Below are 25,817 nucleotides of genomic sequence, written 5' to 3' on the forward strand. Positions count from 1 at the left end.
TGTTAAATATGATGAGCAAAGAAGAAATAAAAGATTTTATCCTAAAGGAAAAACTCATAGCTATAGTCAGGACGAGGACGCAATCGGAAGTGCCTGTAATTATTGAAGGACTTTCGGCCGGAGGAATCAAGGTCTTAGAAATCACCTCCAATACTTCCGGTTTTGAGAGAATGATAAGGGAAAGTCGCATGAAACATCCTGATGCTGTCATCGGAGCAGGGACCGTTACCAATGTGTCCGTGGCTGAAAAGGCCCTAAAAGCAGGAGCCCAGTTTTTGGTGTCTCCCAATACCCGAAAGGAGTTGGTGAAAATGGCCCATGAACATCAGGTACCTATTGTAATGGGAGCCTTGACACCAACGGAGATAAGCGATGCAGTGGAAGCAGGAGCAGATATTGTCAAATTATTCCCTGCAGCCAATTTTGGTAACAACTATTTGAAAGCGATTAAAGGTCCCTTTGATGAAGTGAGTTTCTTTGCTGTGGGAGGGATTAACTTAGACAATATGCTTGAATGGTTGGAGGCAGGAGCTGCTGGTCTCGGCTTGGGGAGCGTGTTGACTAATATTGAAAAGGGTGAATTCACTAAGGGAAATATTGAGAGCAAAGCCAGGGGTTTTGTGGAAAAATTAAAGAGTTATCATGGGAGATCTTAAAATTGAGCGAATAGAATTATTTAAAGTACCACCACGCTGGCTATTTATAAAAATCACCACCAAATCCGGAATTGTGGGCTGGGGTGAGCCAGTAATTGAGGGCAAGGCAGCTACCGTTGAGGCCTGTGTGCGGGAAATGGAACAGTACCTGATCGGCAGAAATGCCAATGAAATAGAAGATATCTGGCAGGTGCTTTACCGTGGAGGTTTTTATAGAGGAGGGCCGATTTTAATGAGTGCCATTTCAGGTATTGATCAGGCCCTTTGGGATATCAAGGGCAAACACCTGAATGTGCCGGTATATGAGCTTTTGGGTGGGGCAGTCCGCAAAAAGATGAAAATGTATTGCTGGATCGGCGGAGATCATCCAGAGGTGGTTTTGGAGCAGGCGCAGGAAAAGGTGGATGCGGGATATAAGGCCGTAAAAATGAATGCCACAGGAGAATTGGATTGGGTGGCTTCAATAAGGGATGTAAAAAAGGTAGTGGATAATATCAAATTGCTCAGAGAGACTTTCGGATATGATCTGGATGTAGGTTTGGATTTTCATGGAAGGGTGCACAAACCTATGGTGAAAAGATTGATAGATGAATTGGCCGACTACGAGCCACTTTTTATTGAGGAACCAGTGTTGTCAGAAAATAATGAAGCCTTAAAGCATATCTATGCCTATACTTCAATTCCAATTGCCACTGGGGAAAGGATGTTTTCGAGATGGGATTTTAAAGCATTATTGCACGAGGGAGTGGTGGATATTATCCAGCCTGACCTAAGTCATGCAGGTGGAATTTCAGAGGTCAGAAGGATAGCGGCGATGGCGGAGGCCTATGACATCACCTTGGCACCGCATTGCCCTTTGGGGCCTGTTTCACTTGCTTCGGCTTTGCATGTTGATTTTGTTTCCGCCAATGCCATTATTCAAGAAAGTAGTTTGGGAATACACTATAATAAAGGTTTTGACCTGTTGGATTATGTGTTGAATCCAGAGGCATTTGAACTTGAAGATGGCTATGTCAAGCTCTTTGATAGACCAGGATTGGGGATAGAAATGAATGAGGAAAAACTGTTGGAAGGACAGGAAATTGGCCATAACTGGGCCAACCCGATTTGGAGAAACAAAGATGGGAATTTTGCAGAATGGTAATATGAAGTATTCAGTATCCAGTAGTGAGTATTGAGTCATCAGTATCAAGATTGAAGAACAATGTTTGGAGGTACGAATTAGGAAGTTGTAATTAAGGATAATCTGTGAATCCAAAGGTTGTACCAAGTCTTCGACCTGGTACTTGTAAATTTGAGCCTCTGGCCCAAAAAATAGAAATGAGCCAAGAAAATTCAGGTTGTCATGCCTTGTGTCTGTCTTCCAAAAATGCAGATCAGATTAATTGAGCTTAATTCGAGATGACATACTTATTGACCACCTTATAAACAATTAACTTAATAAACCCTAACCCAATGACCTATTTGATTGCACTTTTGATTTCCTTGACCCTTCTGGTGCTGGGAATAGTCAAGTTTAAAGTACATCCATTTTTTATGTTGCTCATTTCTGCCCTAAGTTATGGCTTTATCTCAGGTATGAGTACTGAACTAATCCTAGATGCTGTCAATAATGGCTTTGGGAACATTCTAGGTAAAATTGGCTTGATTATTCTCTTTGGGGTAACCATCGGGACCATATTGGAGAAATCAGGCGGGGCCTTGGCTATTGCAAACCGAATTCTTCAAAAAATTGGGAAAAAGTCCATTCATTTGGCCATGATGCTTACGGGGTATTTCCTTTCTATACCCGTTTTTGCAGATAGTGCTTTGATGATGATGAATCCATTGAACAAGATGCTTTCCTCCAAGGCTGGAGTGTCATTTGCGGGGACCACCGCTGCCTTAGCCATGGGCTTGACAGCTTCACATGTGATGGTTCCACCTACTCCGGGGCCGATTGCCGCTGCAGGCATTTTGGGAGCAAATCTGGGCGATGTGATCAGTTGGGGGATTTTGGTGAGTGGCTTGTCTCTTTTTACTTGCTATTGGTATGCAACTAGGGTGGCTTCTAAAATCAATTTGCCTGTTGAGGTTGATGTGGTAGTGGAAAGAGGTGAAGAACCTAAACTCTGGAAATCCATTTTAGCAGTGTTGATTCCCCTGATATTGATTTTGATAAAATCTGTGTTGGAATACCCCAGTGTTCATTTGGAACCATCCCTTTGGGTGGATATTTTAACCTTTTTGGGTACTCCAGTAATAGCCTTGTTTGTGGGGGTATTGCTGGCTTTGACTTTACCTAAAAAACTGGATGAAAGGGTTTTTTCCTCAAAGGGCTGGATAGGGGAATCCCTGCGGGTGGCAGCTCCAATAATACTGATCACAGGGGCCGGAGGAATATTTGGAAAAATGCTCCAAAACTCCGGGATAGCAGAAATGATCACAGGTAGTTTTGTTGGAATGAAATGGGGCTTGTTTTTCCCTTTTATTTTGGCTGCAAGTTTAAAAACTACCCAAGGCTCTTCCACGGTGGCCTTGGTGACCACTGCATCCATTTGTGCCCCATTAATGCCAGTATTAGGACTTGATAATCCCTTTATGCAGACCATGACAGTATTGGCCATCGGTGCAGGTTCTTCTGTAGCCTCTCATGTGAATGACAGTTTCTTTTGGGTGCTCACCCAACTTACTGGAATGAACGTAAAACAAGGTTACCAGGTACAGACGGCCGGGACATTTATCTTTGGTACCACAGCCATGTTATTGATCTTTATTATCACTCAAATATTTGCCTAAAATGAAAGCTAATTACCTTGTTTTTGCCCTATGCCTATCTGCTTTGACAGCTTGTCAAAAAAACAAAGAATCCCAAACTGCTGATATTGATGATTCAAAAGTTTTGGTGGAAAAAGAAAGTCGTTATACTGTTGAGATATTGGATGATGAGGCCTTGGAAATCATTTCTACAGATGTCGAAATAAGCCTTTTGGCAACAGGCTTTACCTGGACCGAGGGCCCGCTTTGGGTGGAAGAAGGGCAATATTTGCTTTTTTCTGATATCCCCCAAAATAAGGTCTATAAGTTAGACGCAGCAGGTGATACCAGTACTTATTTGCAGCCTTCAGGTTATTCGGGAAAGGGCAACTATAGCAATGAGCCAGGCTCCAACGGCTTGATCTTGGATAGCAATGGGGATTTGATCCTGATGCAACATGGGGATAGGAGGATCGCTAGAATGAAGGCAAGACTGGATCAACCAAACGCAGATTTTGAGACTTTAGTAGATAAGTACCAAGGTCAGCGTTTCAACTCACCCAATGATGGGGTGTTTGATAAAAAAGGAAACTTATATTTTACTGATCCTCCCTATGGTTTGCCACCTGAATTTATGGGTAAGGAACTGGACTTTCAAGGCGTTTATTGTTTCCTGAATACCGGTGAGCTGTTGCTTTTGGACAGCCTGTCCAGGCCCAATGGGATAGCACTGTCTCCAAAAGAGGATAAACTCTATGTGGCTGTTTCGGATGAAAAGCATGCAGTATGGTATCAGTATGATTTGGCTGCAACAGGTAAAGTGAGTAATAAGAAAATCTTTTACGATGCAACAGGTTTGGTAAAACCCGGGGGAGCCAATGGCCTTCCTGATGGAATGGAGGTTCACAGCAAAGGCTATCTTTTTGCAACCGGACCGGGAGGTTTATGGATCTTCAGTCCTGAAGGGAAAGCCCTGGCCAGAATATATACGGGACAACTTACTTCCAACTGCGCCTTTACTGCTGATGAAAAGTACCTATTCCTCACCGCACATAAAGATATTTTAAGGGTACGACTGAATTAAAGTGAGATGAAATCAACTTTTCAAAATTTATTGGGATTTAGAGTTTGTTAATTACTAATTGCTGTAAACCATTAGGAGTTGACCAGCATGTTTTTTAAAGAACTACAGATGGCAATTGTAGACTGGTTTTATCCGATTTTAATACCTGCCTCTTATCCAATAGGGTAGAACGGGGATTTTAGACAGACAATTTTAATTGGTATAAAGACGAGCGGTCTATTTTTTACAATTTAACAGGGGCGGTCCTCCATAAAAAGTCTTCCTGCGCTAAGGATGATGTATTTCTATTTTTCACTCATCCAATAGCCTACTTACATATTTTTTATTGAAGGAAAGCAAGTTAGGGATTTAAATAGTCTAAAACCACCTTAAGTGATTCTTGTCACATCCTTTGGTGACAAAATTGAAGATTTTTGAGAATTACTAGAACGGAAAAATTCAATCTAATGAAAAAAATAATACTATGGTTCTCCGCTTTGGTAGGACTTGTAGGCATATTGATAGGCTTTGTGCTGGTGCTGGTCTTGATCCTGTTTCTTTCGGAACAGGGAGTGGAATTGCCCACTTTTGTGACTGAGGAAGTGCAGAAAGAGCTTCCTGTGGAAAGCACAATAAGCAAGCTGTTGCCTTTGGCAGCAGCAGAAGGAATGTGGCAGGCACCCGATTGGAAAGCTGTGGAGGATGAAGAAAATGCCCAAGATATAAAATATGGAAAAGAGCTGGTTGTGCATACCGCAAAGTACCTAGGGCCAAAAGGAACAGTGATGGCTATCTCCAATGGTCTGAACTGCCAAAATTGCCATCTGCAGGGTGGTACGGTGCCTTTAGGCAATAATTATGGTGCAGTAGTTGCTACTTATCCCAAAGTCAGGGCACGTTCTGGCAAATTGGCCGATATCGCAGACCGGATAAACGGTTGCTTTGAGCGTAGTTTGAATGGAAAGCCATTGGACCGGGAATCAAAAGAGATGAAGGCCATGGTAGCTTATATGAAATGGTTGGGCAAGGAGGTGCCAAGCGGTGAAAAGCCAATGGGTACGGGGATCTATGCCCTTGGATTTATGGACAGGGCCGCAGACCCGCTCAAGGGTAAGGCGGTCTATTCCAATAATTGCCAATCATGCCACCAAGTAGACGGGCAGGGCATGCTGGACCAAGCAGGTCAGGAATATATTTATCCCCCACTATGGGGAGAAAACAGTTATAATCAAGGGGCAGGGCTATACAGGATGTCCCGTTTTGCTGGTTATGTGAAGGCCAATATGCCCTTGGGGGCGAGTTTTGAAAATCCGATGCTCACTGATGAGGAAGCCTGGGATGTGGCGGCTTATGTGAATAGTTTGGATAGACCTGAAAAGGACCTTTCCAGAGATTGGCCGGACATTGCCAAAAAGCCTTTGGATCATCCCTTTGGACCTTATGCAGATGAATTCACTGAGGAACAACATAAATTCGGGCCATTTAAGCCTATTCAAAATGCCAAAAAATCCATTGCGCAATGAGTAGAAAGTATGTATTGATCATATTGCTTTGGAGCATATCCCTATGGGCAGTGGGGCAGGTGCAGGAGGAAAAGGACTGGGAGATTTCCCCAGATGTCCATTATAGGGCCTTTTGGATGAACACCACTTATCCCGGATTTGATTTTCGCTCGGATTATGCCCTGGGAATGAGCCTTAACTTAGGGGCCAAGCTCAGCTACCGAAAAAATTGGCATTTTGGTGTAGGCTATCGCATGTTTGGCAATGTGTTCAGTTCCGAGTTTTGGACCCCTGATCCTGTATCCGGAAGACCTAGTCGCTACGAGCCAGGATTATTTGATCTGAAAGATCCCCAAGACAAGTTTTTTGGAAACCTTGAAACCCGTTATCTAGGCTATGAAGGTGCAAAATTTGGTGTCAATATCGGCAGAATGGGGATTGACCAAGACTGGATCAATGCCCAGGATGGACGCTTGGCACCAACCGTAATAGAAGGTTTGCATACCTGGTTCCGTCCTGATGACCGCTGGAAATTTTCCCTTTGGGCCATCAATAGGTTTGGTGTCAGGGGCAGTAGTTCCTTTTTCAAACCTGGAGAAAGCATAGGCCTTTTTCCTGTTGGCAGATCTGAACAGGGAAGCCCTTCCGAATATGCAGGCAATACCCATAGCCCTTGGGCAGGAATAGTGGAAATAGACCGCATCTGGAAGGAAGGATGGAAGCTGCATTATTCCAATACCATGGCCGCGAATCTTTTTACCACTTCCATGCTGCAAATCGAAAAAAGGAGAAAACTGGAAAATAGTTCCTGGGTGTACGGCGTTCAAATGGGCTATCAAAGTGGGATAGGGGAAGGCGGAGATGCAGATCCTGTGGTGCGCTATAAGAATCCTGATGATAGGAATTATTCCATTTCTACGCGGCTGCTCTGGAAGCCGAGGAACTGGACCCTTCATGTGAACTATACGCATGTGGATGGAAAGGGGCGCTGGTTAAGCCCAAGGGAATGGGGCAAGGATGCTTGGTATACCTTTATTCCAAGGGAAAGAAATGAAGGGAATAGCCAATTGGATGCCCTTACGGCCCATGTGGCTTATAGGCTGAAAAATATTCCGATGAGTTTCTATACCTGGGGAGGATTACACTGGCTGCCCGATCTCAATGATGCCCAGTCTAATAAGTACAATATGCCCAGCTATAGGCAAATCAACTTTGGCATGAAATACCAACCAGAAAATATCAAGGGACTGGATGTGCACCTTATGCTGATCAGCAAGGAGCCCATGGACAGTGAAGGCCTAACCAATGGACAGATTTTCAATAAGGTAGAAATGCTCCATTTCAATGCTATTGTCAACTGGCGGTGGGAGTAGGATATAGCGTGAGATTAATTAAGAAGTTTACTTCTTAAATACGACAGGTAATATATCAAGAGCCAAAACGCTCCCGGGACTGTTTAATTGGAATAAAATTATCTTTGGCCCATTCTGCTAAACTGAGTAAATGGGGAATTAAACTTTCAGCTCTTGCAGTCAGCCTATATTCTACCTTGGGAGGAATAACTGGATAAACCTCTCTTTCTATTAATCCATCCGCTTCAAGGTTCTTAAGTGTAGTGGATAGCATCTTTTGTGAAATCGACCCGATTACTTTATGAATCTCATTGAATCTCAAAACATCTGATTCATTTAATACTAATAGTACCAACATAGACCACTTGTCACCAATTCTGTCTAATACATTACGAATTGGACAATTGTCCACATCAGCATAAATTTCCAAATTATTTTTCATTGTAACTTATTGATATTCAGTATTACTTACTTTTGGGTAAGTGCTTGAGTTTTGTGTAAGTTCTTGATTAAAAGTTAGTTACTTTTTAATTTTAACTTACTAAAAGTAATTTAATATAGATAAGGAACCAAATGAAAAAAGTATTAATTACAGGGGCAACTGGAGGATTGGGATCAGCAGTAGCTCATTATTTGAAAAATAAATCCCTAGAACAACCAATCGCGGTTTTAGTGAGGGATGGGAAATCCGAAAAGGCACTTAAGTTTAAGGAGGAAGGATTTGAAATTAGGGTGGCTGATTATAATGATCCTTCAGCATTGACAGAAGCATTTACAGGAATAGATATTCTGTATTTTGTTTCAGGAAGTGACATTGCTAAGCGCGACGTTCAACACAAAAATGTGGTAGAAGCAGCTAAGTCAGCAGGTATCGATCATATTTTGTATACAAGTGTGAGCCTTAATCACCTTTCTCCTGAAGCACCTCTATATGGTGCCATGAAAATTCATATGGACACTGAGGACTGGATTAAAGCAGCGGGATTAAAATATACATTTTTGCGCCATAATCTTTACAGTGAGATTATCCCAATGTTTTTAGGGCCTAAAGAACAGTTAATGGCCAGTAAAGTAGTTTATCTTCCCACTGGAGAAGGTAAAACTGCTTTTGTTCCGAGAGAGGAATTAGCCGAAATTGGAGCAAATGTTTTGGCAGATGCCGCTATTCATGAAAACAAAATCTATGAATTAAATGGAACGGATAAAGTTACTTTTGCCCAAGTGGCAAAATACTTATCTGAAATAACAGGGGAGAAAATTTCATATATATCGCCAGAAGTAAGAGAATTTGAAAGCACCATGAAGGCCAATGGAGTTCCAGCAGAATATATTGGTATGATGACTATTTTCGGATTGGGCATAGCAGATGGAGTATTTGACGCTCCAAATTCAGATTTGAAAAAACTGCTTGGTAGAAGTTCCCTTCCTATGGTGAAGTTTTTATCACAAATTTATAAATAATAGTAAATCCCGATTATTATTTATTGGGGATGAAATGTAATCATCCCCTTTTTTTATATAGTACTATTTTAATTTTATTGTGTTTTAATTACTTATATCATGTGTTTTAGGCCTGTGTGTGATGCGCTAATAAAGTAGGTTCTCCTATGGATGCTCCCAGTCCTCGTATACCCCTAGTATAGGATACGTTTACTTTTGGCTAAAATCCAAGAAATCGTTGTATTTTATTGATGTGATTTTTACCCCTTTAAATTTTTTAATAAAAGAGCTAAATCCTGCGCTAATCTTGTTCTAAGATTTATCAAAGCCTAAAGCGGGAATAGATATGGTATTAGACCATGGAAAAGAATTAAAATGAAAAATCAATTCATTTTTCTATAGTATTTATCAACTAAATAATATAATTTATTCAGTGTTGCTCAACGGGTACTTTAAAATTATATTTTGTAATTAAACATTGTTTAAAATGGAAAGAAGATTAAGCTTATTTGTATTACTGTTTGGTTTTATACTCACCGCCTCGGCCCAGGAGGAAAAACCAAATATTCTAATTATTTGGGGGGATGATGTAGGTATGTGGAATATTAGTGCTTATCACAGAGGGATGATGGGCGGTACCACGCCTAATATTGACCGCATTGCCGATGATGGAATGATTTTCATGGATCATTATGCCCAGGCATCCTGTACTGCAGGTCGAGCTGCCTTTATTACAGGTCAATACCCCATGCGTACAGGATTGAGTACGGTTGGTCTTCCAGGGGCTCCTCAGGGATTGCAGGATCAGGACCCCACCTTGGCACAAATGCTTAAGCCATTAGGTTATGCAACTGGTCAGTTTGGTAAAAATCACCTTGGGGATCGGGATGAGCACTTGCCTACCAATCACGGATTTGATGAGTTTTTTGGTATACTTTATCACCTCAATGCAGGAGAATACTCAGAGCAATATGATTTCCCCAAAAATGAAGAATTTATTGAGGAGAATAATTTAAAAGAACGTGGAGTGATCCATTCTGTCGCCAAAGAAAATGGAGAGCAAGAAATTGAAGACCTTGGTCCCTGGGGAAAAGAGCGCCAGCGTAATATAGATCAGGAAGTCTTAGAGCAATCGAAGCGCTTTATTACGGATGCGGTAGAGGATGATAAGCCATTTTTTGTTTGGCATAATATGACACGTATGCACTACCGTACGAATCTAAATGAGCATTATGATGGGATTACAGGATATGGCTTATATGCCGATGGAATGAAAGAAATGGATGATGACGTCGGAGAGTTATTGGATTTGCTAGAAGAACTTGGAGTGGATGAAAATACCATTATTATGTTCTCCACGGATAATGGTGCAGCCTCCAATAGCTGGCCTGATGGTGGCAATCAGCCTTTTCATGGTGAAAAAGGTGTAGGTGGCTGGGAAGGTGGCTTCAGGGTCCCTATGCTGGTAAAATGGGATAATCATATCCCAGCGGGTACTGCTACTGGTGAATTTATGACCATGGAAGATTGGGTTCCGACCATTATGGCCCAGTTAGGACAAAAAGACCTGAAAGAAGACTTGAAGAGTGGGAAAAATATTGGAGGAAATAACTTCAAGGTGCATCTAGATGGTTACGATCAAAGTGATATTATCTTGAATAATGGTAAAACCAAACGAAAGGAATTTTTCTACTTTACAGAAACGACCTTACATGGTATGCGCTATGGGGATTGGAAAGTACTATTTAGAGACCAAGAAAAATGGTTCCGTTCACCACAAACTGTTTTAAGTACACCGATCATTACCAATTTAAAATTGGATCCTTTCGAAAGGTTCCATAAGGCCAGGGGCTACGATGAGTGGGCGGAGAATAGAAGTTGGGTATTGGGACAGATAGGAACGCACTTAGGGGCATTTTTGCAGACTTTCAAGGAATTTCCTCCAAGCCAGGAAAGTTATTCGGTTCAGTTGGACGATTTTAGTACGCTATTGAAAACAGTCAATAATTAAAAAGCATCAGAGGAAATCTTAGCTAAAGGTTCGGTTGAATAAGCCGAACCTTTTTTATTGGGTGAAAATAAGATTTAACAACGGAGAACACAGTGGGGCAAGTGCAGGTTCAAATTGCCGAGCCTGTCGGGTTGCTGAGCTTTTCGAAGTACCGAAACTCCCTCTTACACTCTTACAACTATTTTATACAAATTGTAAATCTACTAAATGCTAGGACTCAGCCTGACAAAATCATCCTAATCAATAAGGTTTAATAGAGAACACAAAGAACTGTCATCCTGTCGAAAGTAAGGATATCTTCCAGTAATTGAGTGCTATTGCTTTTTAATACTTCGTCTATGGCGTTTTAATGATGAGCTTATTGCCTTTAATAGTAAAATCAGAAAATCGCATTGGGTTTAAGTAATCTCTTTGGTTATATAATGCTATAAGAGACTCTCTGCCTTAGGTAGACAGGTTTGCTTTGCTCAGAGTGATAAAATATTCTACACGGAATGCTTATTGTATTCACCCTTAACAATCCGCTTAATAGATCAAATACCAAGTTTAAATAAAAGGATAAATCATTCCCCAATAACATCTTTCCAATCCAATTTATCATTATGGGAATGAGTGAAGCCCATGGATCTTTCTTCTTTGATGGTTTGAGCATCTCTAAAAGCCATCACGTAGGTCTTTCTCCATGTTTGTGCCAAATTCCCGCCGGAACCGTGAACAATTCGCTCATCATGGATGGTGATGCTCCCTCGCTTTACAGGCAAATAGACAATTTCGTCAGTGGCTTTGCTTTCTATGACCAGTGTATGGGCATCGCCTCTTGAGTCATTTTCTTTGGATGCATTAAAACTTATGGGCTTATGCTTTCTTAATTCTACTTCTTTATTGGTGCCTGGAACCACTTGCAAGCAGCCATTTTCTAGTTCCGAATCGGTTAGTGCTAAAGAAAAGGTCGCTGTCCAGGTGTTTTTGGTTTTCGGCCAATAGCCCAGGTCTTGGTGCATGGCAAATTCAGCTCTGCTTTTGGAGGGCTTTTTTCCCAAAAACTGTTCATAATCCATTTTGGCAATACCCTCTGTGTAGAGCTGGTCAGCGATACTCTGGGCCACTTTAGTGAAAATATTGTCCTTCAATTCTGGGGCATATTTACTGGGAAGCATGGCATTTACCAATTGGAATTCATCGATGGGCGTTCCATAAGGTTGGCTCATATCACAAAAATCCTTGCCCATGCGTTCCTGTTCTTTTCCACTCATAAAATGGTCAAACCAAGGATCCAAAAAGCTCAGTTCTTCTTCTGTCAATACATCATTCAATACCAGATAACCCAAGTCCTTATAGCTTTGGATTTCTTCTTCAGTGATTAAATAGTGATCGCCTTTTCTTCTTTCTTTGCCAGAATTCGTGTTTTCTATTCTTTTCATTTATATTAATATTTAACGCACAAAAACTTATCAGGACAATTTACAGCAGTTTATTAGAAGTTTCTACCTGTAAACTGCTCATAAATGGCACTATTTTAAGCTTATGAAAATTTCTTTGGAGAAAATCAATACGCTGCCCCATCAATCCTTTTTTGTCAAGGAAGTCAATAAGCCGTATTTCACGGCCCCTTTACACTTTCACCCAGAATTCGAAATATTATTGATCTTGGAAGGTCATGGGAGCAAATATATAGGAGACAGCATCGAACCCTTCGGTCCAGATGATTTGGTTCTGGTAGGTTCCAATACACCCCACCTTTGGCAGTGTGATCCTGAATTTTATAATAATGATCCTGACTTGAGGTCGCGGGCCATTTGTATTCAATTCAATATGGATTTTTTGGGAGGTGATTTTCTCTGTATCCCTGAAATGGAGAAGATTAATCAGTTACTTCAAAATTCAAGCAGAGGTATTAGGTTCTTTGGGAAAGAACAGAAAAAATTTAAAATGAAAATTCAAGAGCTTGCAGGATTGGATGGAATGAGCAGGGTGACTTCCCTGCTGATGTTGCTGGAATCCATGTCAACCGTCAGGCATAAAAAGTATTTGAGTTCACCGGATTATAAGCCAGATCTGCATTATCAAAAGGATTCGGGTAAGATAGAATTGGTTATTAATTATTTATTACAACATTTCAGAGAAAAAATCACCTTATCTGATATGTCCTCCTTGGTTTATATGACTCCGGAATACTTTTGTAAGTATTTCAAGCTTCATACCAATAAGAACTTTTCAGCCTTTTTAAATGAGGTAAGAATTGGGAATGCCTGTAAGCTTTTGATGAAGACCGAGCTAAATATTTCCCAGATTTGCTATGAATCGGGCTTTAATCACCTTTCCAACTTTAACCGGCAGTTTAAGAAAATAAAGAATATGTCTCCAAGAGATTACCAGAAGCAATACTGGAAGTTAGATGTAGGAGAGTTTCCCAAGTAGGAAGGGGTTTAATTCTTTACCATGGAGAGAGAAGAGTAAGCTATTTTACTATATTAATTGCAAAGAAACTCAAATAAGAAATGGCAATTCAAAGTTTTTATAGTTCTCTAGGGGAGGGATTTGATGCTTTTGTAATAGGAATGTTCATATATAGTCTGATCGTGATCGTTTGATTTTTTCTAATCTTATTAGAATTAGTTAATTTTATTGATAATCAAGTTCTTGTTATGTCTGGAGATAGACTCATTTTTTAGACAGTTCAGCGAAATAGCGAATACCTTTTGGTGTGTTTTTATCATTTAAGCTGATCATGATTGAAGGGATTTTAAATATTATTTATGGATTGATTGCCTCGGCAGTATTTGTGGGCATTGGATTTTTGTACGGTAGGTATCAGGAAAGGAAGAAAAACAAAGGCCAACCACTTGAAAGGTATAAGTTTTATCCATTTTCTCTGGATGATAAGAAAATGCTTCAGTTTGATTTGGCTTTGTTCAAAGAGGCTGTATCGGGACTATTAAAAGAAAAGGACTTTCAAGCAGGGCAGCAATTGGTGTTGATCGGGGAGCAAAACAATGCCCGGCAGCTGCTGAAAGGCTATTTATTGGATCAATATGAGCAACTTTATAAACTATATAATGGGGATAAGGTACTGGATGAATCCGTACAATTTCTTGAAAATTACAAGCGGATTGTAATATTGATTGGAGAAAGTTTTCCCGATTGCGGAATTGAGATATTACTACATAATCTTAGCAACCCCTCCAAGGCTTTGTATTGCATAAAAAATAATGTTACAGGAAGAAATATTGAAGCTCCTGCAACGAATCTAGTAATGGACCTAAAAAGGCGAGATACCAATAATCAGGATAAACTCAACTACCAACTTAATATTGGCAGTCGAAGATTCAAGTGCACCACCATTCCTATCTATAAGAATAAAATGGGGATAGTTGGGGCTATCTGCATTAATGTGGACTATAATTATATCAATGAGGTAGTTCGCAAAGACCCGAAGTCCATCAATGATTTTTTAGATGCCATCTGTAAGGTGAACATGGTCTTGGACGAAAATATTTTAAGTAAAAATGAATACGAAAAGGCGCTTAATGGAAAGCGTCATTTCCGAGACTTTTCCAAAAAGTCCTAAGGAAAGAGATAAATAATGTTTTGTTTTCATAAAGATGTATGATCTGGGAAAGCAAAAAATAGATATTATATGATAAGAAATATAGGTAAATCTTCGAGTGATGATAAATGGTTTGCTCCAAAATGGCAACCTGTGTTCAAGGAAGCTGTTGATGACCTCTGTTATTTTTTGAGCCGTGGATATGCGGAAAGATCCGCTTTACAGCTTGTAGGCAACAGGTATAAGCTGAACAAGCGACAACGAAAAGCCATTTATAGAATAAGTGTTGGTGAACAGCAAATAACCAAAAGAATTCAGTCCAGCTGTGCCATAGAAAATGTGAAGCAGGAGGATGTAGAAATAGATGGTTTTAATCTTTTGATTCTTTTGGAAAGCATATTGTCTGGAGCCTACGTGTTTAAAGGTAGGGATGGGCTCTTTCGGGATATTTCTAGCGTGCATGGTTCCTATCGGCGGGTACTTGAAACCGACCATGCGATTGTTTTGGTAGGTAAGGCCTTGAAAGAGTTACAGGTGAATTCAGTTAAATGGTATTTTGACTATCCTGTTTCCAATAGCAGAAGAATAAAGAACAAGGTATTGGAAATTAGTGATAATAATGGTTTTGGCTGGTCTGCAGACTTGGTTATGAATCCCGATAAGATTTTGATCACGAGTAGTAATGTTGTGGTTACTTCGGATGGTGGGATTTTGGACCATGTTAGGAGATGGTTTAATCTTGGGGCATATTTGATCAATCACCACATTAACCATTCCAATATTATCGCAGTATGAGTAGGGCGTAAATATAATTGAACAGGATTTTATAAAGAATACTCAATTCTGTCTTCCTGACGAGAGGAAGGATCTTTTTCCAGTAATTTGGTATTATTGTTTTTTTTATCCTCTAATTTATATTTTTATGAAAACTTATGGTCACGCCCACGCCCCATTATGCCTGCAATTACCGCAATAACAAATATCTTGGTTAGTTTTCTTTGCTTGGTTTTTATCTTGTTTTCATGTCAAGCAGAAAAGGAGGTTGATAGTGCTTCGAAAAAGAAAGAGGTAAAACAAAAGGAGTTTTATGTGGTGCCAGGGGAGGATGAACCCATTGATTCAGTTTTGGTGCAAAGGGGGCAAGTATTGGTGTCCTATGCAGATTGTTATGAATGCCACAGGGAGAAAAGCGCGGGTAAAGGCCCAACATTTTTTGATATTGCCAGGAGGTATCCTTATAATCAGGTTTATTTTAAACTCTTGGGCAGAAAGGTGATTTCGGGAGGTAGTGGGACTTGGGGACATCCAGTCATGAGCCCTCATCCCAAATTGGAATTGGAAGATGCCAAGGCCATGGTTGCCTATATTTTGTCCTTGGAAGAAAGGTAAGGCAGGAAAAAAGCAAGAGATGATCGCTTCTCCTGCTTTTTGAGCTTGTTAAATGGTAGTTTAATTGGCAGATTTTTTTTCTAGCTTTAGGTTCATTTGTCCTTCTGGTGAATTGACCTTACCGATGTACTTAGCTCCTTTTTGTTCTAAGACAGTTTTTACACTATTACCTTCCACCCAAATCTCAAAAGAAAGTTTCCCTTCTTTGATTTTTACATTGCTGCCCGTGGCCGAATCACCGTCATCAAAAATCACCTTTACCGAAGTCTTATTATCCTTTTCTGTTATTACAATGCTACCTTCATGATATGGATAAGGGGCTTCATTACATTCATAGGTCCAAGTTCCCAAGTATTTTGAGGCGGGGGAAAGTTCCTTGGCTTCTAAGTGGGTAAATGTTAGAGAAATAATGCTCAAAAATAATACTACTAGATTTTTCATAATGTGATAATTTTTTGGTTAAACATGATGAAACAAATGTAGTAGGCTCAGGAATGCAAAATGGATTTATGGGGCCTATTGGTCTATTTAGGGATGAACAGCCTGTTTTTCTAAAGAAATAAAATAACTCTAGGGATGAATTATGCCATTTAGGGCTCAATGACATCGCCTATTAGCCTTAATATTGGGAGTTTTATGCATGAAGATTTATTTTTTATGATTGATCCCTTATACCAATGTTTAGCGGGAATATTGGTATAATGATGAGGACTTATATTTAGGGAATCAGCATAGCTCCTTATGGTCAGGGCAAAAATATAACAAGAAAAAGAAAACAATTGATTTGTATATTAAATCTATTGTTTTCGTTGTTTTGATTTATTTGGTAAAAGAAAGTGATTAATTAATTTTTTGTTATTTTTCCTTTTGTTATAGTTGATTTACTTGGTCGTGAATGAAGTTCAAGAAATTAATTATAAGATAGAGCAAGTCCATATCAAATCCTGTTATGGAAATTTATATCTATATAAATTCAGTAATATCAAAATGAAGGACAAAGTGAAGTATAAATTATCGCTATCAGTAATGTTACTGTTTCTGGCCGCGTTTTGGAGCAGGGCACAGACGGTTACAGAATTGCAGGAATTAGAGATTTCAGCAGGGCAGCAGACCTATGCTGCACCAGCGAAAAACAAGTCAGTTACTGGGGAAGAATTGTCTGTTGGGGGAGAGAAGTTTTCCAAAGGCATAGGAGTGCATTCCCATTCGGTAATAAAAATCAAAATGAATAAAGGAAGTCATTTTTCCGCAAAGGTGGGGGTAAATGACTCATATATCGATTATTCGGCTGAAACAGTGAAAGCCATTCCTTTAACAGATGGAAAGCGCATCTTTTATAATGTTACGGATACTAAAAAGCAGTTTGTAGGAGTGGAAGGTGAGGATGGAACGGTTGACCGGGGAACTGTGGTTTTTAAGCTCCTGCACAATGGTAAGGAGGTTTATAATAGTGGTATCATGAGGCGTGGGGATGCTGCCAAGGAGGTAGATCTGGATGTGAAGGGAGGTCTGCTTGAAATGGTCGTAGAAAATGCTGGAGATGGAGAAAGCGGTGACCATGCTGTTTGGATCAACCCTGCTATTGAATATTTTGAAATTGCCCCCAATATTGCCCCAGGGGATTTTTCTGGAGAAAAAGTGGAGCAGTCTAGTGAGGTCAAAGATCATTTGATGAAGCGGTTAGCTGGATTTCCAGAGATAGACATGCCTTTATCCCAGCCTGAATATGACTGGTTGGTGGATAATTCCAAAGCCAATGCCGCTGTTTACAGAGATGATGACGATAATATTGTGCTGAGCAATGGACTGATCGCAAGGGTGTTTAAGCTGAGTCCGAATTTGGCAACGATTGATTATATCAACCAAATGACTGGCGAAAGCTTATTGAGGGCGGTATCTAATGAAGGTGTTTTGACCATAGATGGCAAGACTTATGAGATCGGTGGCTTAAGTAAACAAAGAGAATATGGCTACACCCTGATGAAATGGGTAGAGGAGCTTAATGCTACCAGTAATTCTTTTCAGATTCAGGATTTTGAGGTGAAGGACCTTACTGACCGTCTTGAATGGAAGCAGGTACGCTGGGCCATGAACAAGGAAATGCCCACTGGTAAGGAATTGGTATTTACCCTTAGCAAAGATGATGTTTTGGTAAAAGTGCATTATGCGCTTTATGATGGAATCCCAACACTTTCAAAATGGATAGAGGTCATCAATAATGGAGACCTTATGGTGCAGCTGAACAGCTTTAAGTTGGAGCAATTGGCCATGGTGGAGGGAGAGAATTTGGTGGATATTCCAGAACATTGGGTGAAGCCAAATATTCATATTGAAACGGATTATGCTTTTGGTGCCATGCAGCAAAAAACTTCTGATAAAACGACTTATTGGGAGAAAGATCCAAGATACACTTCACAGACCAATTACCCCATGAGTGTTCCTTGCTTGCTAGAAGTGAAGCCACCGTTGGGCCCTGATACTGGAATTTCAGCGGGGGCTTCATTGACTACTTTTAGGGTATGGGAAACACCTATGGATACCCGAGAACAGGAAAGACAAGGCTTGTTCAAAAGGAAAATGTACCGAACTATTTCTCCCTGGACTACTGAAAATCCGATATTTCTACATTTGACATCCACCGATCCACAAGTGGTGAAAACAGCTGTTGATCAATGTGCTGAGGTGGGCTATGAGATGATCATCCTGAGTTTTGGTAGCGGAATGAATATGGAGGATGAATCAGCAGAAAATTATGCGAAATTCAGAGCGTTGAGAGAATATGCCAATTCCAAAGGCATTGAATTGGGCGGTTATTCTTTGCTTTCAAGCCGCTGGATCAGTGAAGAAGTGGATGTGATAAACCCAAAAACAGGCAAGCGTGGTGGTATGATTTTCGGTTCTTCTCCTTGCTTGAGCAGCGAATGGGGTTATGATTATTTTAGAAAGATCAAAAAGTTCTTTGACGAAACAGGTATGCAGGTATTTGAGAACGATGGATCTTACCCTGGAAATGTCTGTGCGTCCACTAGTCATGCCCATCATAATGGACTGGGGGACTCTCAGTGGAAACAATATGCTCAAATACAGGACCTTTATAAATGGATGCGTGCAGAAGGAATATATATGAATGTACCGGATTTTTATGTCAATTCGGGTACCAATAAAACAGGCATAGGTTACAGGGAAGTCAACTGGTCACTTCCTAGGGAAAGGCACCTTATGCATGGCCGATTGAATATTTATGATGGACTTTGGGACCGTATCCCAAGTATGTGCTGGACTTTTGTGCCGCTTACCCAATACCATGGAGGTGGGGCTGCCGCTACTTTGGAGCCTCTAAAAGACCATTTAAAGGACTATGAGAATCATATGATGCAAAACTATGGATCAGGAGTTCAGGCTTGCTACAGAGGTCCAAGGCTATATGATTCGCCTGCAACAAAAACTTTGGTGAAGGAGGTCATCAGTTGGTACAAGCAATACCGTGAAATACTGAACAGTGATTTGATTCACCTGCGCCGACCCTCAGGAAAAGATTGGGATGGGTTTATGCATGCCAATCCAGCCTTGAAAGAAAAGGGATTGGCCATGTTTTTTAACCCCACTGGAGAAGATATAAAACGAAAAATCAAATTGCCACTTTACTATACCGGTTTAAGTGAGACTGCCAGGGTAAGGGTAAAAGAAGGAGAACCAATGGATTATAAACTGGCTCGTGACTATTCTATCGAGGTAGAAGTTGATATCCCTGCTAATTCATATACTTGGCTGGTAATCGAGTGAAAAAATGAAAAAGTAATCTATCTGTTGCCCCAGGTTTTTAACATGGCTTTTCTGTTGTGACAATATTCAGAATGCTTGTAAGACAAATTTGTACTATTAATAAGAAACATTAATGAATAAACTATTGAGATAACAGATAATGGGGGATATTTCAAAAACGAGGCTTTCTCAAAAACAGATAATGCGCCATCAAGGATGAAGTGAAATCAATTCATCTATTTGAGGAGAGACTGCTTCTTAAAAAGAATACAGGCAGACCCTTTCTGATGTTCATCGGACCTGCCTTCTGAAGACAGGATTGCATTGATCTAGCACAAATGAGACCGCCTCGTTTTTGTTTTGTTCGAATGGAAAAACTTTTTATTTAACGGATAAAATCTTTAACCTTCTAATGCCAGCGGGCATTTGCCATGTAACGATTTTGCCTTTTTTAAATCCAATTAAGGCGACTGCTAATGGGGCTAAAATGGATATTTTTCCTTCCTTGAGGTCGGCTTGATGCGGAAGGACAATTTTTGCCTTTATGACCTGAGTATTGTCCAAATCCTTTACTTCAATTTCTGAACCTATTTTTACCGTGTTTTTGGGGACTTCACTGTCTTCAACAATCTTACAATTGGCCAGTTCCTCCTGTAATTGTCTAAGGTCAATTTGTAAACCATTGGTGTTTCCAGAAATGATGATGTTTTTAATGGTTTGATAATCAGTTTTTTTTAAGATCGGTTTCATGATGTTGATGTTGTTTTTAAAACATATGTTTTCAGGGCACATTGGATAATGGCCGTTCACCTGAGTAATCAGGTTCTACCTTTTTTTAAAAGGGAAAGCTCTCCACTATCTACTCGTGGAGAGCAAAGTGATAAAGGCTTTGTTACATGAAAACATGAGAATAACATCTCTTCCCGTATTGCAGGAAATCACTTCATACTGGATAATATGTTCATTTGAATGCAAGATGTTGATGAATTATGTTAAGAAAAATAAAGGCTAATATTAACTATTGGGATGGCTATCCTGATTCTTTTTAGTAGTAGTTGGAAGCCCATCAAAAAGGTATTGGGGATCAATATCAGGGTCCAGTAAATAACATACAGGAGAAGCCATAGGCTTTAATTTAACCTTGCTTTTATCTGCGTTATTATGTGGTTTGAATGCTTTCATCCCTATATTGTTACTGGATTATTATAGGGTTTAACGTAAATTTTAATTTACGGTTTAAAAATTTTTGAAATCAGGTAAGTACTTCCTTGATATCGGAATGATGGACTCTGTACCCTCAAGAAAAAGTAGGCTTTTTCCATTTGCTTTTTTTGCCATTTTTATTTGTTGAATATTTACAAGGTAGGATCTGTGGCAACGTTTAATGCCAAATGGACTGAGTTGCTCTTCCACGGACTTTAAGGTATTTCTGAGCATTTCTTTTTTCAAGATCCTGCCATCTAAATAATGTATAGTCACATAGTTGTCCGCAGATTCAAGGTATATGACGTACTGGGGCTTAATAGATAATTTGTTTTGCCCATATTCATCTTTTAGCTGAATGATTTCAGCTTTGGGAGCTTCCACAGTTTGGATTTTTTGCTGTTGTTTTATGATCAAGATCACAGCTATGGCCAGTAAATAGGGAATCAATAAGCCCAAAAAAGTATATTTAATACTTTGGAGGTATTCTATTCCAAAACTATTGTAATGGTTTCCATAGATCAGAAAAAACACTAGGCTCAACAATAGAATTTCCAACAGAAACCATATTCCAAAGATTCCTAGGGTCCACTGGTTTTTTAGGCTAAGGGGGCGCAGGATAAATTGGGAAATGACCAAGAACAAGCCTCCAATAATGCCAAAGGCAGACAAGCGGAAAAATTGACTCATCCCGTTGTCATTTGCCCAATGGTTGATATTGAAGGGGGTGTAAATATTGATGAACAAAATGGAGAAGACGGCACAAAAGCCTATTAAAAGCCATCTTTCCCAAGGTTTTTCTAATATTGGAAAAGTTTGGAAGAACCTTTTCTTAAAATCTATCATAATTAACTGTATGCCCAAAAATATGAGATAGTCTTGCTATTTTAAAGGATTATTGGAAATTAACCTATTGGGATTTTGTTTTTTCATTTTGGCTAAGGTATTCACTTGGGGTACAGTCAAATTGTTTTTTAAAAGCAAGTCTAAAGTTTTTGACGGTTCCAAAGCCAAGTTCATAGGCTACCTCAGAAATATTCAATCCACTGTTTACAAGTAAGTCTTTGGCTTTGTTCAATCTATAGGATTGTAAATAGGAATGTGGGGTGTTTCCGGTAATTCCTTTGATTTTACGGAAAAGCTGACTTCTGCTCAATGCCATAGATGCAGCCAAACAGTTGATGTCATATTCTGGATTGGTATAATTGTCCGCAATGAACTGATTGACAGCTTGGAGAAAGTCTTTGTCCATTTCTGTCAAATTCAGTTTTTCAGGTTCTTTAGACGAGGATTGGTTATAAATGTCTTTTAATTTTTTTCGTATGGAAATGGTATTCTGCACTTTGGTTTGCAAAATGTCAGGACTGAAAGGCTTGGTCATATAGTCGTCGGCTCCAGTTAATAGACCTGCTTGAATATCCGCTTCTTCCGCTTTGGCAGTCAAAAGTATCACAGGTATATGGGAGGTCATGAAATTCCCTTTCAGCATTTTCACTAGTGAATGTCCGTCCAGGTTGGGCATCATTACATCACTGATGATAAGGTCTGGCTGCCACTTTTCTGCCATTTCTTTACCTTCTATTCCATCATTTGCCAATTGTGTTTGGTAGCTTTCCTTGAAACAGTCCCAAATAAAACTTTGCATCTGTGGATCATCTTCAATGATGAGCACCTTGTCTGTATGGCGGACTTTAGGGATATTGTTGGTTTCTTTATCCTGCAAAATCAACAGGCTGCTGTTTTTGTGCTCTGGTCTGTTTTTTTCGCCTTTCTTAATATTATCGGGTAAAAATACTGAGAAGATACTGCCCTCACCTATTTTGCTTTTTACTTCAATCCTGCCTCCCTGCAATTGTACGTAGGCTTTGGAAAGGGGCAGGCCAATACCTGTCCCTGGTAAACTATGGGAGCTTTGGTAGAAAGATTCGAAAATATGCTCAAGTTCATTGTTTGGAATTCCTATTCCGTTATCCTTGACGTAAATTTCAATATCTGCACCACTTGTCCTGAGTCCTAGAATTATCTCTCCTCCTTTTTTACTAAACTTAAAGGCATTAGAAAGTAAATTGTATAGGATGATATCCAATTTGTTTTGGTCCAACTCAATGGATTTATTAGAGAATTCAAATTCAGTCTTTAACTTGATTTGCTGCTGTTCAGCGAGAAAGCAAAAATTTTCTAAACAATTATTTAGGAAGGATACCAGTTCGATTTTGCTGGTGGAGATAGTGACTTCTCCTTCTTCTGCTTTTCGGAAATCCATTAATTGATTGATCAGTACTTCTAACCGTTTGGCATTTGACTGTATTAGTTTTACATGTTTGTTGCTCTTTTCATTCAATTGTTGTTTTAGTAGGGATTTGGCAGGACCAATGATCAGGGTTAAAGGAGTCCTGAATTCATGGGAAATATTAGTGAAGAAGTTGATCTTTAATTTTGAAAGAGCCTCTTGCTGCTGCTTCTCAATCCTTTCCATTTTCAAGGCATTCAATAATCGCATTCTGTGTAATGATGCCCTGCTGATTCCATAGATGGCTCCAATAATCAACAATAAATAAAGAGAATAGGCCCACCATGTTTTCCACCAAGGGGGCAAAATGGTAATTGATATTGTTTTGGGAATATCATTCCAAAGACCATCATTATTGGCGGCCTTGACTTTGAAAACATATTCTCCAGGGTCAATATTGGTATAAATAGCTTTTCGTTCGTTACCGATATTAATCCAGCTCTTGTCAAAGCCTTCTAAAATATAAGCATATTGATTCTTCTCTGGGGAAGTGTAGCTTAAGGCGATAAACTCTATGGTGAAATCCGATTGGTTATAATTTAGGGTAATATGGTTGGTATGGGATAAAGCTGAATCCAGAATGCCCGTTTTATCATCTTTATTGATTGGAAAGTTGGCAATATATAATTGAGAAAGGTAAACCCTAGGAGGAATTTTATTCTTTTTGATATTGTCAGGGTGAAAGGAAGTTACTCCATTGACACTTCCGAAATATAACTTTCCTGATGGATCTTTCAGGATGGCATTTTCGTTAAATTCTATACCTTGAATGCCATCCTGGTAACCATAATTGGTAAAGGAATTGGTTTCCGGTTCAAAATGGGAAATGCCCCTGTTGGTGGATACCCATAGCTCGTGGTGATCATCAAGTATGATACCTTTTATGGTATTACTGGGTAGTCCGTGGGATACATTATAGGAAGTGAATTTTCTTGTATTGACATCAAGGTAATTTAGGGATTTGTCTGTAGCCACCCATAGATTCCCCAAACTGTCTTTGCATAGGGAATAAACCAATGTCCCCTGCAGGCTTTCTGGATTATCTGGATTGTTTTGGAAGTTCTTAAACTCACCGCTCCTTTTGTCCAAAATGCCCAGTCCGCCAAAAGTTCCTATCCAAAGGTGGTTTGGATCCTTTTCCAATATGGTGGTTACGTGATTATGGGGCAGTGAGCGCTCATTACCGGGGAGATGCTTGTAGTTGGTGGAAAAATTGAAGTCTTTATCTACCTGAATCAAGCCTTGGTTCCTGGTGCCAAGCCATAATGATCCATCCTTTTCTTCATAAAAGGCCTTTACATAAGTGGCTCCATACATCCAGTTATCCTTTAGATAATGCTCAAAGTTTTTTTCTCCTTGCTTGAGCCTGCCTAGACCATAAAGGTAATATCCTAGCCAAAGGTTTCCATTGCTGTCTTCCATGAGCCCATTGATGACGTCATCAGCGGGACTTTGCTTTGAAGGGGAGGGAGGAGGGAAATATTTGAACTGCTTTGATCCCAAATGGTAATAATTGAGTCCCCCATGGTCCAGACCTAGCCATATTCCTCTGTTTTTGCTATAGGATAAGCTTAACACTGATTTTCCACTTAATCCGCTGTTGGGGTCATTGGTAAAGGCCCAATGGTCGATTTTGCTTTTATGGGGGTCGATTTTGGACAAACCTCCATTAACACTGCCCACCCAAATGATTTGGTTATTATCTTCCAGCAAATAAGTGATGGCCTGGCTATTCATGGCTTTGTTTTCCGCTAGGGAGCTGATTTGGCCTTTTTTAATATCAAATTCTGTAATGCCGTCCCCATCAGTTCCCAACAGAATGTTGCCATCAGCTTTTTCGACCATATGATAAATTAGGTCAGTATGGGCTGTTTGAGTATTTATCTTTTCTAATTGTTCCTTGCCAAGGTCCAGTTGGTACAATCCTTTATTATAGGTGGAAATGATGATTTTGTTATCACTTTTTAAAAGCTGTGTGACCGAAAAGTCAGGAGGGATCAATCCTTTTTGGGGCTCCAGATATTTTTTTTTCCTCATATCAAAAATGGCCAGCCCTCCTTTTTTATTTCGCAGGACCCAAGCGCCATATCCGATCAGTAACTTTTGGTCTTTGGTTTGGATAATATCCCTTATTTCTGCCATGCCATTTGTGGGGAAATGCTCAAAAGCATACTTGTCATCTTGGTACCTATAAAGTTCTCCACTACCAGTACCCACCCATAGCTGATCTGAATTGTCAATAAACAGCTTGGATATATGGTTCCCCTTTGGCTTGGCGCTTTCAAATTTTATCTGTTGGATTTTATTTGAACCGCTTTTGATCAGGTTCAGTCCTTCATTGGTAGCTAGCCAAATATTTCCCTTTCCATCCTGGGCAATATCCAGTACCATACTACTCGAAAGACTCAGGCTGTCACTGGGATTATGTGTGAAGTGCATAAAGTCCAGGCCGTTGAACCTGCTGGCTCCTTCTTTTGTGCCGATCCATATGAAGCCTTCTTGGTCTTGATATATGCAGGTGACATAATTATTCAAAAGGCCATCCTTAGTGGTGATATGGTCGATGGCTGATTGGGCAAAAAGGAGATTGTGACCAAAGGCAAGGATGGCACAGAGGAAGAACCTTATAATATAGCTAGTCAAGTACCTAGGTGACTTTGGGTAATGGTGATACAAGGCTTTTGTTAATTTGGATGAATCCTAAAAGTAAAATTTTTTTGATTTGAAATGAGGATTTTCCCACAAATATTATGGCCACAAAAAAAATATAATCCCTTGATGGCCTGCTGCAACAAATAGGTGCTTAATTGACCAGTTTTTTCCCCTCAAATAAGCCTTAATAGGCTAAAATTGAAGTATCCTATTT

20 protein-coding genes are annotated in these 25,817 nt (G+C 39.8%); 13 read left to right on the forward strand and 7 right to left on the reverse strand.

Annotated elements, in window-relative coordinates; genetic code table 11:
• Positions 1-8: 8 nt before the first annotated feature.
• The 6 genes from H7U17_RS04175 to H7U17_RS04200 all read left to right on the forward strand — a co-directional run bounded on the left by H7U17_RS04175 (position 9) and on the right by H7U17_RS04200 (position 7,330).
• Positions 9-656 (forward strand): bifunctional 4-hydroxy-2-oxoglutarate aldolase/2-dehydro-3-deoxy-phosphogluconate aldolase, encoded by a 648-nt coding sequence (locus tag H7U17_RS04175; protein WP_222439132.1) that lies wholly within the window; start codon positions 9-11, stop codon positions 654-656.
• Positions 643-1,800: a galactonate dehydratase gene (gene dgoD, locus H7U17_RS04180; protein WP_186755178.1), complete on the forward strand. Its 1,158-nt coding sequence runs from the start codon at positions 643-645 to the stop codon at positions 1,798-1,800. Before H7U17_RS04175 ends, dgoD begins: the two co-directional genes overlap by 14 nt.
• 311 nt (positions 1,801-2,111) lie before the next feature.
• A complete protein-coding gene (locus H7U17_RS04185; RefSeq protein WP_186755180.1) occupies positions 2,112-3,434 on the forward strand; it encodes a GntP family permease in 1,323 nt (440 codons plus the stop codon).
• A 1-nt stretch (position 3,435) separates the two neighbouring features.
• On the forward strand, positions 3,436-4,476 hold the full coding sequence (locus tag H7U17_RS04190; protein WP_186755182.1) for an SMP-30/gluconolactonase/LRE family protein: 1,041 nt from the start codon (positions 3,436-3,438) through the stop codon (positions 4,474-4,476).
• Between the two features lie 446 nt (positions 4,477-4,922).
• Positions 4,923-5,978: a c-type cytochrome gene (locus H7U17_RS04195; protein WP_186755184.1), complete on the forward strand. Its 1,056-nt coding sequence runs from the start codon at positions 4,923-4,925 to the stop codon at positions 5,976-5,978.
• Entirely contained in the window at positions 5,975-7,330 is a 1,356-nt protein-coding gene (locus H7U17_RS04200; RefSeq protein ID WP_186755186.1) for a hypothetical protein, read from the forward strand. The genes H7U17_RS04195 and H7U17_RS04200 overlap by 4 nt, the downstream gene beginning before the upstream one ends.
• Before the next feature lie 55 nt (positions 7,331-7,385).
• Here the strand turns inward: H7U17_RS04200 and H7U17_RS04205 are convergent, their stop codons facing one another.
• On the reverse strand, positions 7,386-7,751 hold the full coding sequence (locus H7U17_RS04205; protein WP_186755188.1) for a winged helix-turn-helix transcriptional regulator: 366 nt from the start codon (positions 7,749-7,751) through the stop codon (positions 7,386-7,388).
• A 131-nt stretch (positions 7,752-7,882) separates the two neighbouring features.
• Here H7U17_RS04205 and H7U17_RS04210 point away from each other — a divergent pair, with 131 nt between their 5' ends.
• Both H7U17_RS04210 and H7U17_RS04215 read left to right on the forward strand, forming a co-directional pair.
• A complete protein-coding gene (locus H7U17_RS04210; protein ID WP_186755190.1) occupies positions 7,883-8,770 on the forward strand; it encodes an SDR family oxidoreductase in 888 nt (295 codons plus the stop codon).
• 466 nt (positions 8,771-9,236) lie between these two features.
• A complete protein-coding gene (locus H7U17_RS04215) occupies positions 9,237-10,760 on the forward strand; it encodes an arylsulfatase (RefSeq protein ID WP_186755192.1) in 1,524 nt (507 codons plus the stop codon).
• Between the two features lie 563 nt (positions 10,761-11,323).
• Here the strand turns inward: H7U17_RS04215 and H7U17_RS04220 are convergent.
• The gene (locus tag H7U17_RS04220; RefSeq protein WP_186755194.1) at positions 11,324-12,181 is read right to left on the reverse strand and encodes a phytanoyl-CoA dioxygenase family protein; all 858 of its coding nucleotides are present in this window, start codon (positions 12,179-12,181) and stop codon (positions 11,324-11,326) included.
• 103 nt (positions 12,182-12,284) lie between these two features.
• Here H7U17_RS04220 and H7U17_RS04225 point away from each other — a divergent pair, with 103 nt between their 5' ends.
• The 4 genes from H7U17_RS04225 to H7U17_RS04240 all read left to right on the forward strand — a co-directional run bounded on the left by H7U17_RS04225 (position 12,285) and on the right by H7U17_RS04240 (position 15,696).
• A complete protein-coding gene (locus H7U17_RS04225; RefSeq protein ID WP_186755196.1) occupies positions 12,285-13,178 on the forward strand; it encodes an AraC family transcriptional regulator in 894 nt (297 codons plus the stop codon).
• A 310-nt stretch (positions 13,179-13,488) separates the two neighbouring features.
• The gene (locus H7U17_RS04230; RefSeq protein ID WP_186755198.1) at positions 13,489-14,328 is read left to right on the forward strand and encodes a PAS domain-containing protein; all 840 of its coding nucleotides are present in this window, start codon (positions 13,489-13,491) and stop codon (positions 14,326-14,328) included.
• A 69-nt stretch (positions 14,329-14,397) separates the two neighbouring features.
• Positions 14,398-15,102: a DUF434 domain-containing protein gene (locus tag H7U17_RS04235; RefSeq protein WP_186755200.1), complete on the forward strand. Its 705-nt coding sequence runs from the start codon at positions 14,398-14,400 to the stop codon at positions 15,100-15,102.
• A gap of 219 nt (positions 15,103-15,321) precedes the next feature.
• A complete protein-coding gene (locus H7U17_RS04240) occupies positions 15,322-15,696 on the forward strand; it encodes a c-type cytochrome (RefSeq protein WP_230981259.1) in 375 nt (124 codons plus the stop codon).
• 60 nt (positions 15,697-15,756) lie between these two features.
• On the opposite strand, the gene H7U17_RS04245 is transcribed toward H7U17_RS04240, so the two are convergent.
• Positions 15,757-16,137, reverse strand: coding sequence for a hypothetical protein (locus H7U17_RS04245; protein ID WP_186755204.1), 381 nt, complete (start codon positions 16,135-16,137; stop codon positions 15,757-15,759).
• Between the two features lie 450 nt (positions 16,138-16,587).
• Here H7U17_RS04245 and H7U17_RS04250 point away from each other — a divergent pair, with 450 nt between their 5' ends.
• A complete protein-coding gene (locus H7U17_RS04250) occupies positions 16,588-19,479 on the forward strand; it encodes an NPCBM/NEW2 domain-containing protein (protein ID WP_317172683.1) in 2,892 nt (963 codons plus the stop codon).
• Between the two features lie 360 nt (positions 19,480-19,839).
• Here H7U17_RS04250 and H7U17_RS04255 read toward each other — a convergent pair whose 3' ends face one another.
• The 4 genes from H7U17_RS04255 to H7U17_RS04270 all read right to left on the reverse strand — a co-directional run bounded on the left by H7U17_RS04255 (position 19,840) and on the right by H7U17_RS04270 (position 25,594).
• On the reverse strand, positions 19,840-20,208 hold the full coding sequence (locus H7U17_RS04255; protein ID WP_186755206.1) for a GreA/GreB family elongation factor: 369 nt from the start codon (positions 20,206-20,208) through the stop codon (positions 19,840-19,842).
• A 264-nt stretch (positions 20,209-20,472) separates the two neighbouring features.
• Positions 20,473-20,640 (reverse strand): hypothetical protein, encoded by a 168-nt coding sequence (locus H7U17_RS04260; RefSeq protein ID WP_186755208.1) that lies wholly within the window; start codon positions 20,638-20,640, stop codon positions 20,473-20,475.
• A 54-nt stretch (positions 20,641-20,694) separates the two neighbouring features.
• A complete protein-coding gene (locus H7U17_RS04265) occupies positions 20,695-21,507 on the reverse strand; it encodes a LytR/AlgR family response regulator transcription factor (protein WP_186755210.1) in 813 nt (270 codons plus the stop codon).
• 64 nt (positions 21,508-21,571) lie between these two features.
• Entirely contained in the window at positions 21,572-25,594 is a 4,023-nt protein-coding gene (locus H7U17_RS04270; RefSeq protein ID WP_186755212.1) for a hybrid sensor histidine kinase/response regulator transcription factor, read from the reverse strand.
• Positions 25,595-25,817 lie beyond the last annotated feature (223 nt).

It is taken from the genome of Echinicola salinicaeni, assembly GCF_014280965.1.
Classification (GTDB): Bacteria; Bacteroidota; Bacteroidia; order Cytophagales; family Cyclobacteriaceae; genus Echinicola; species Echinicola salinicaeni.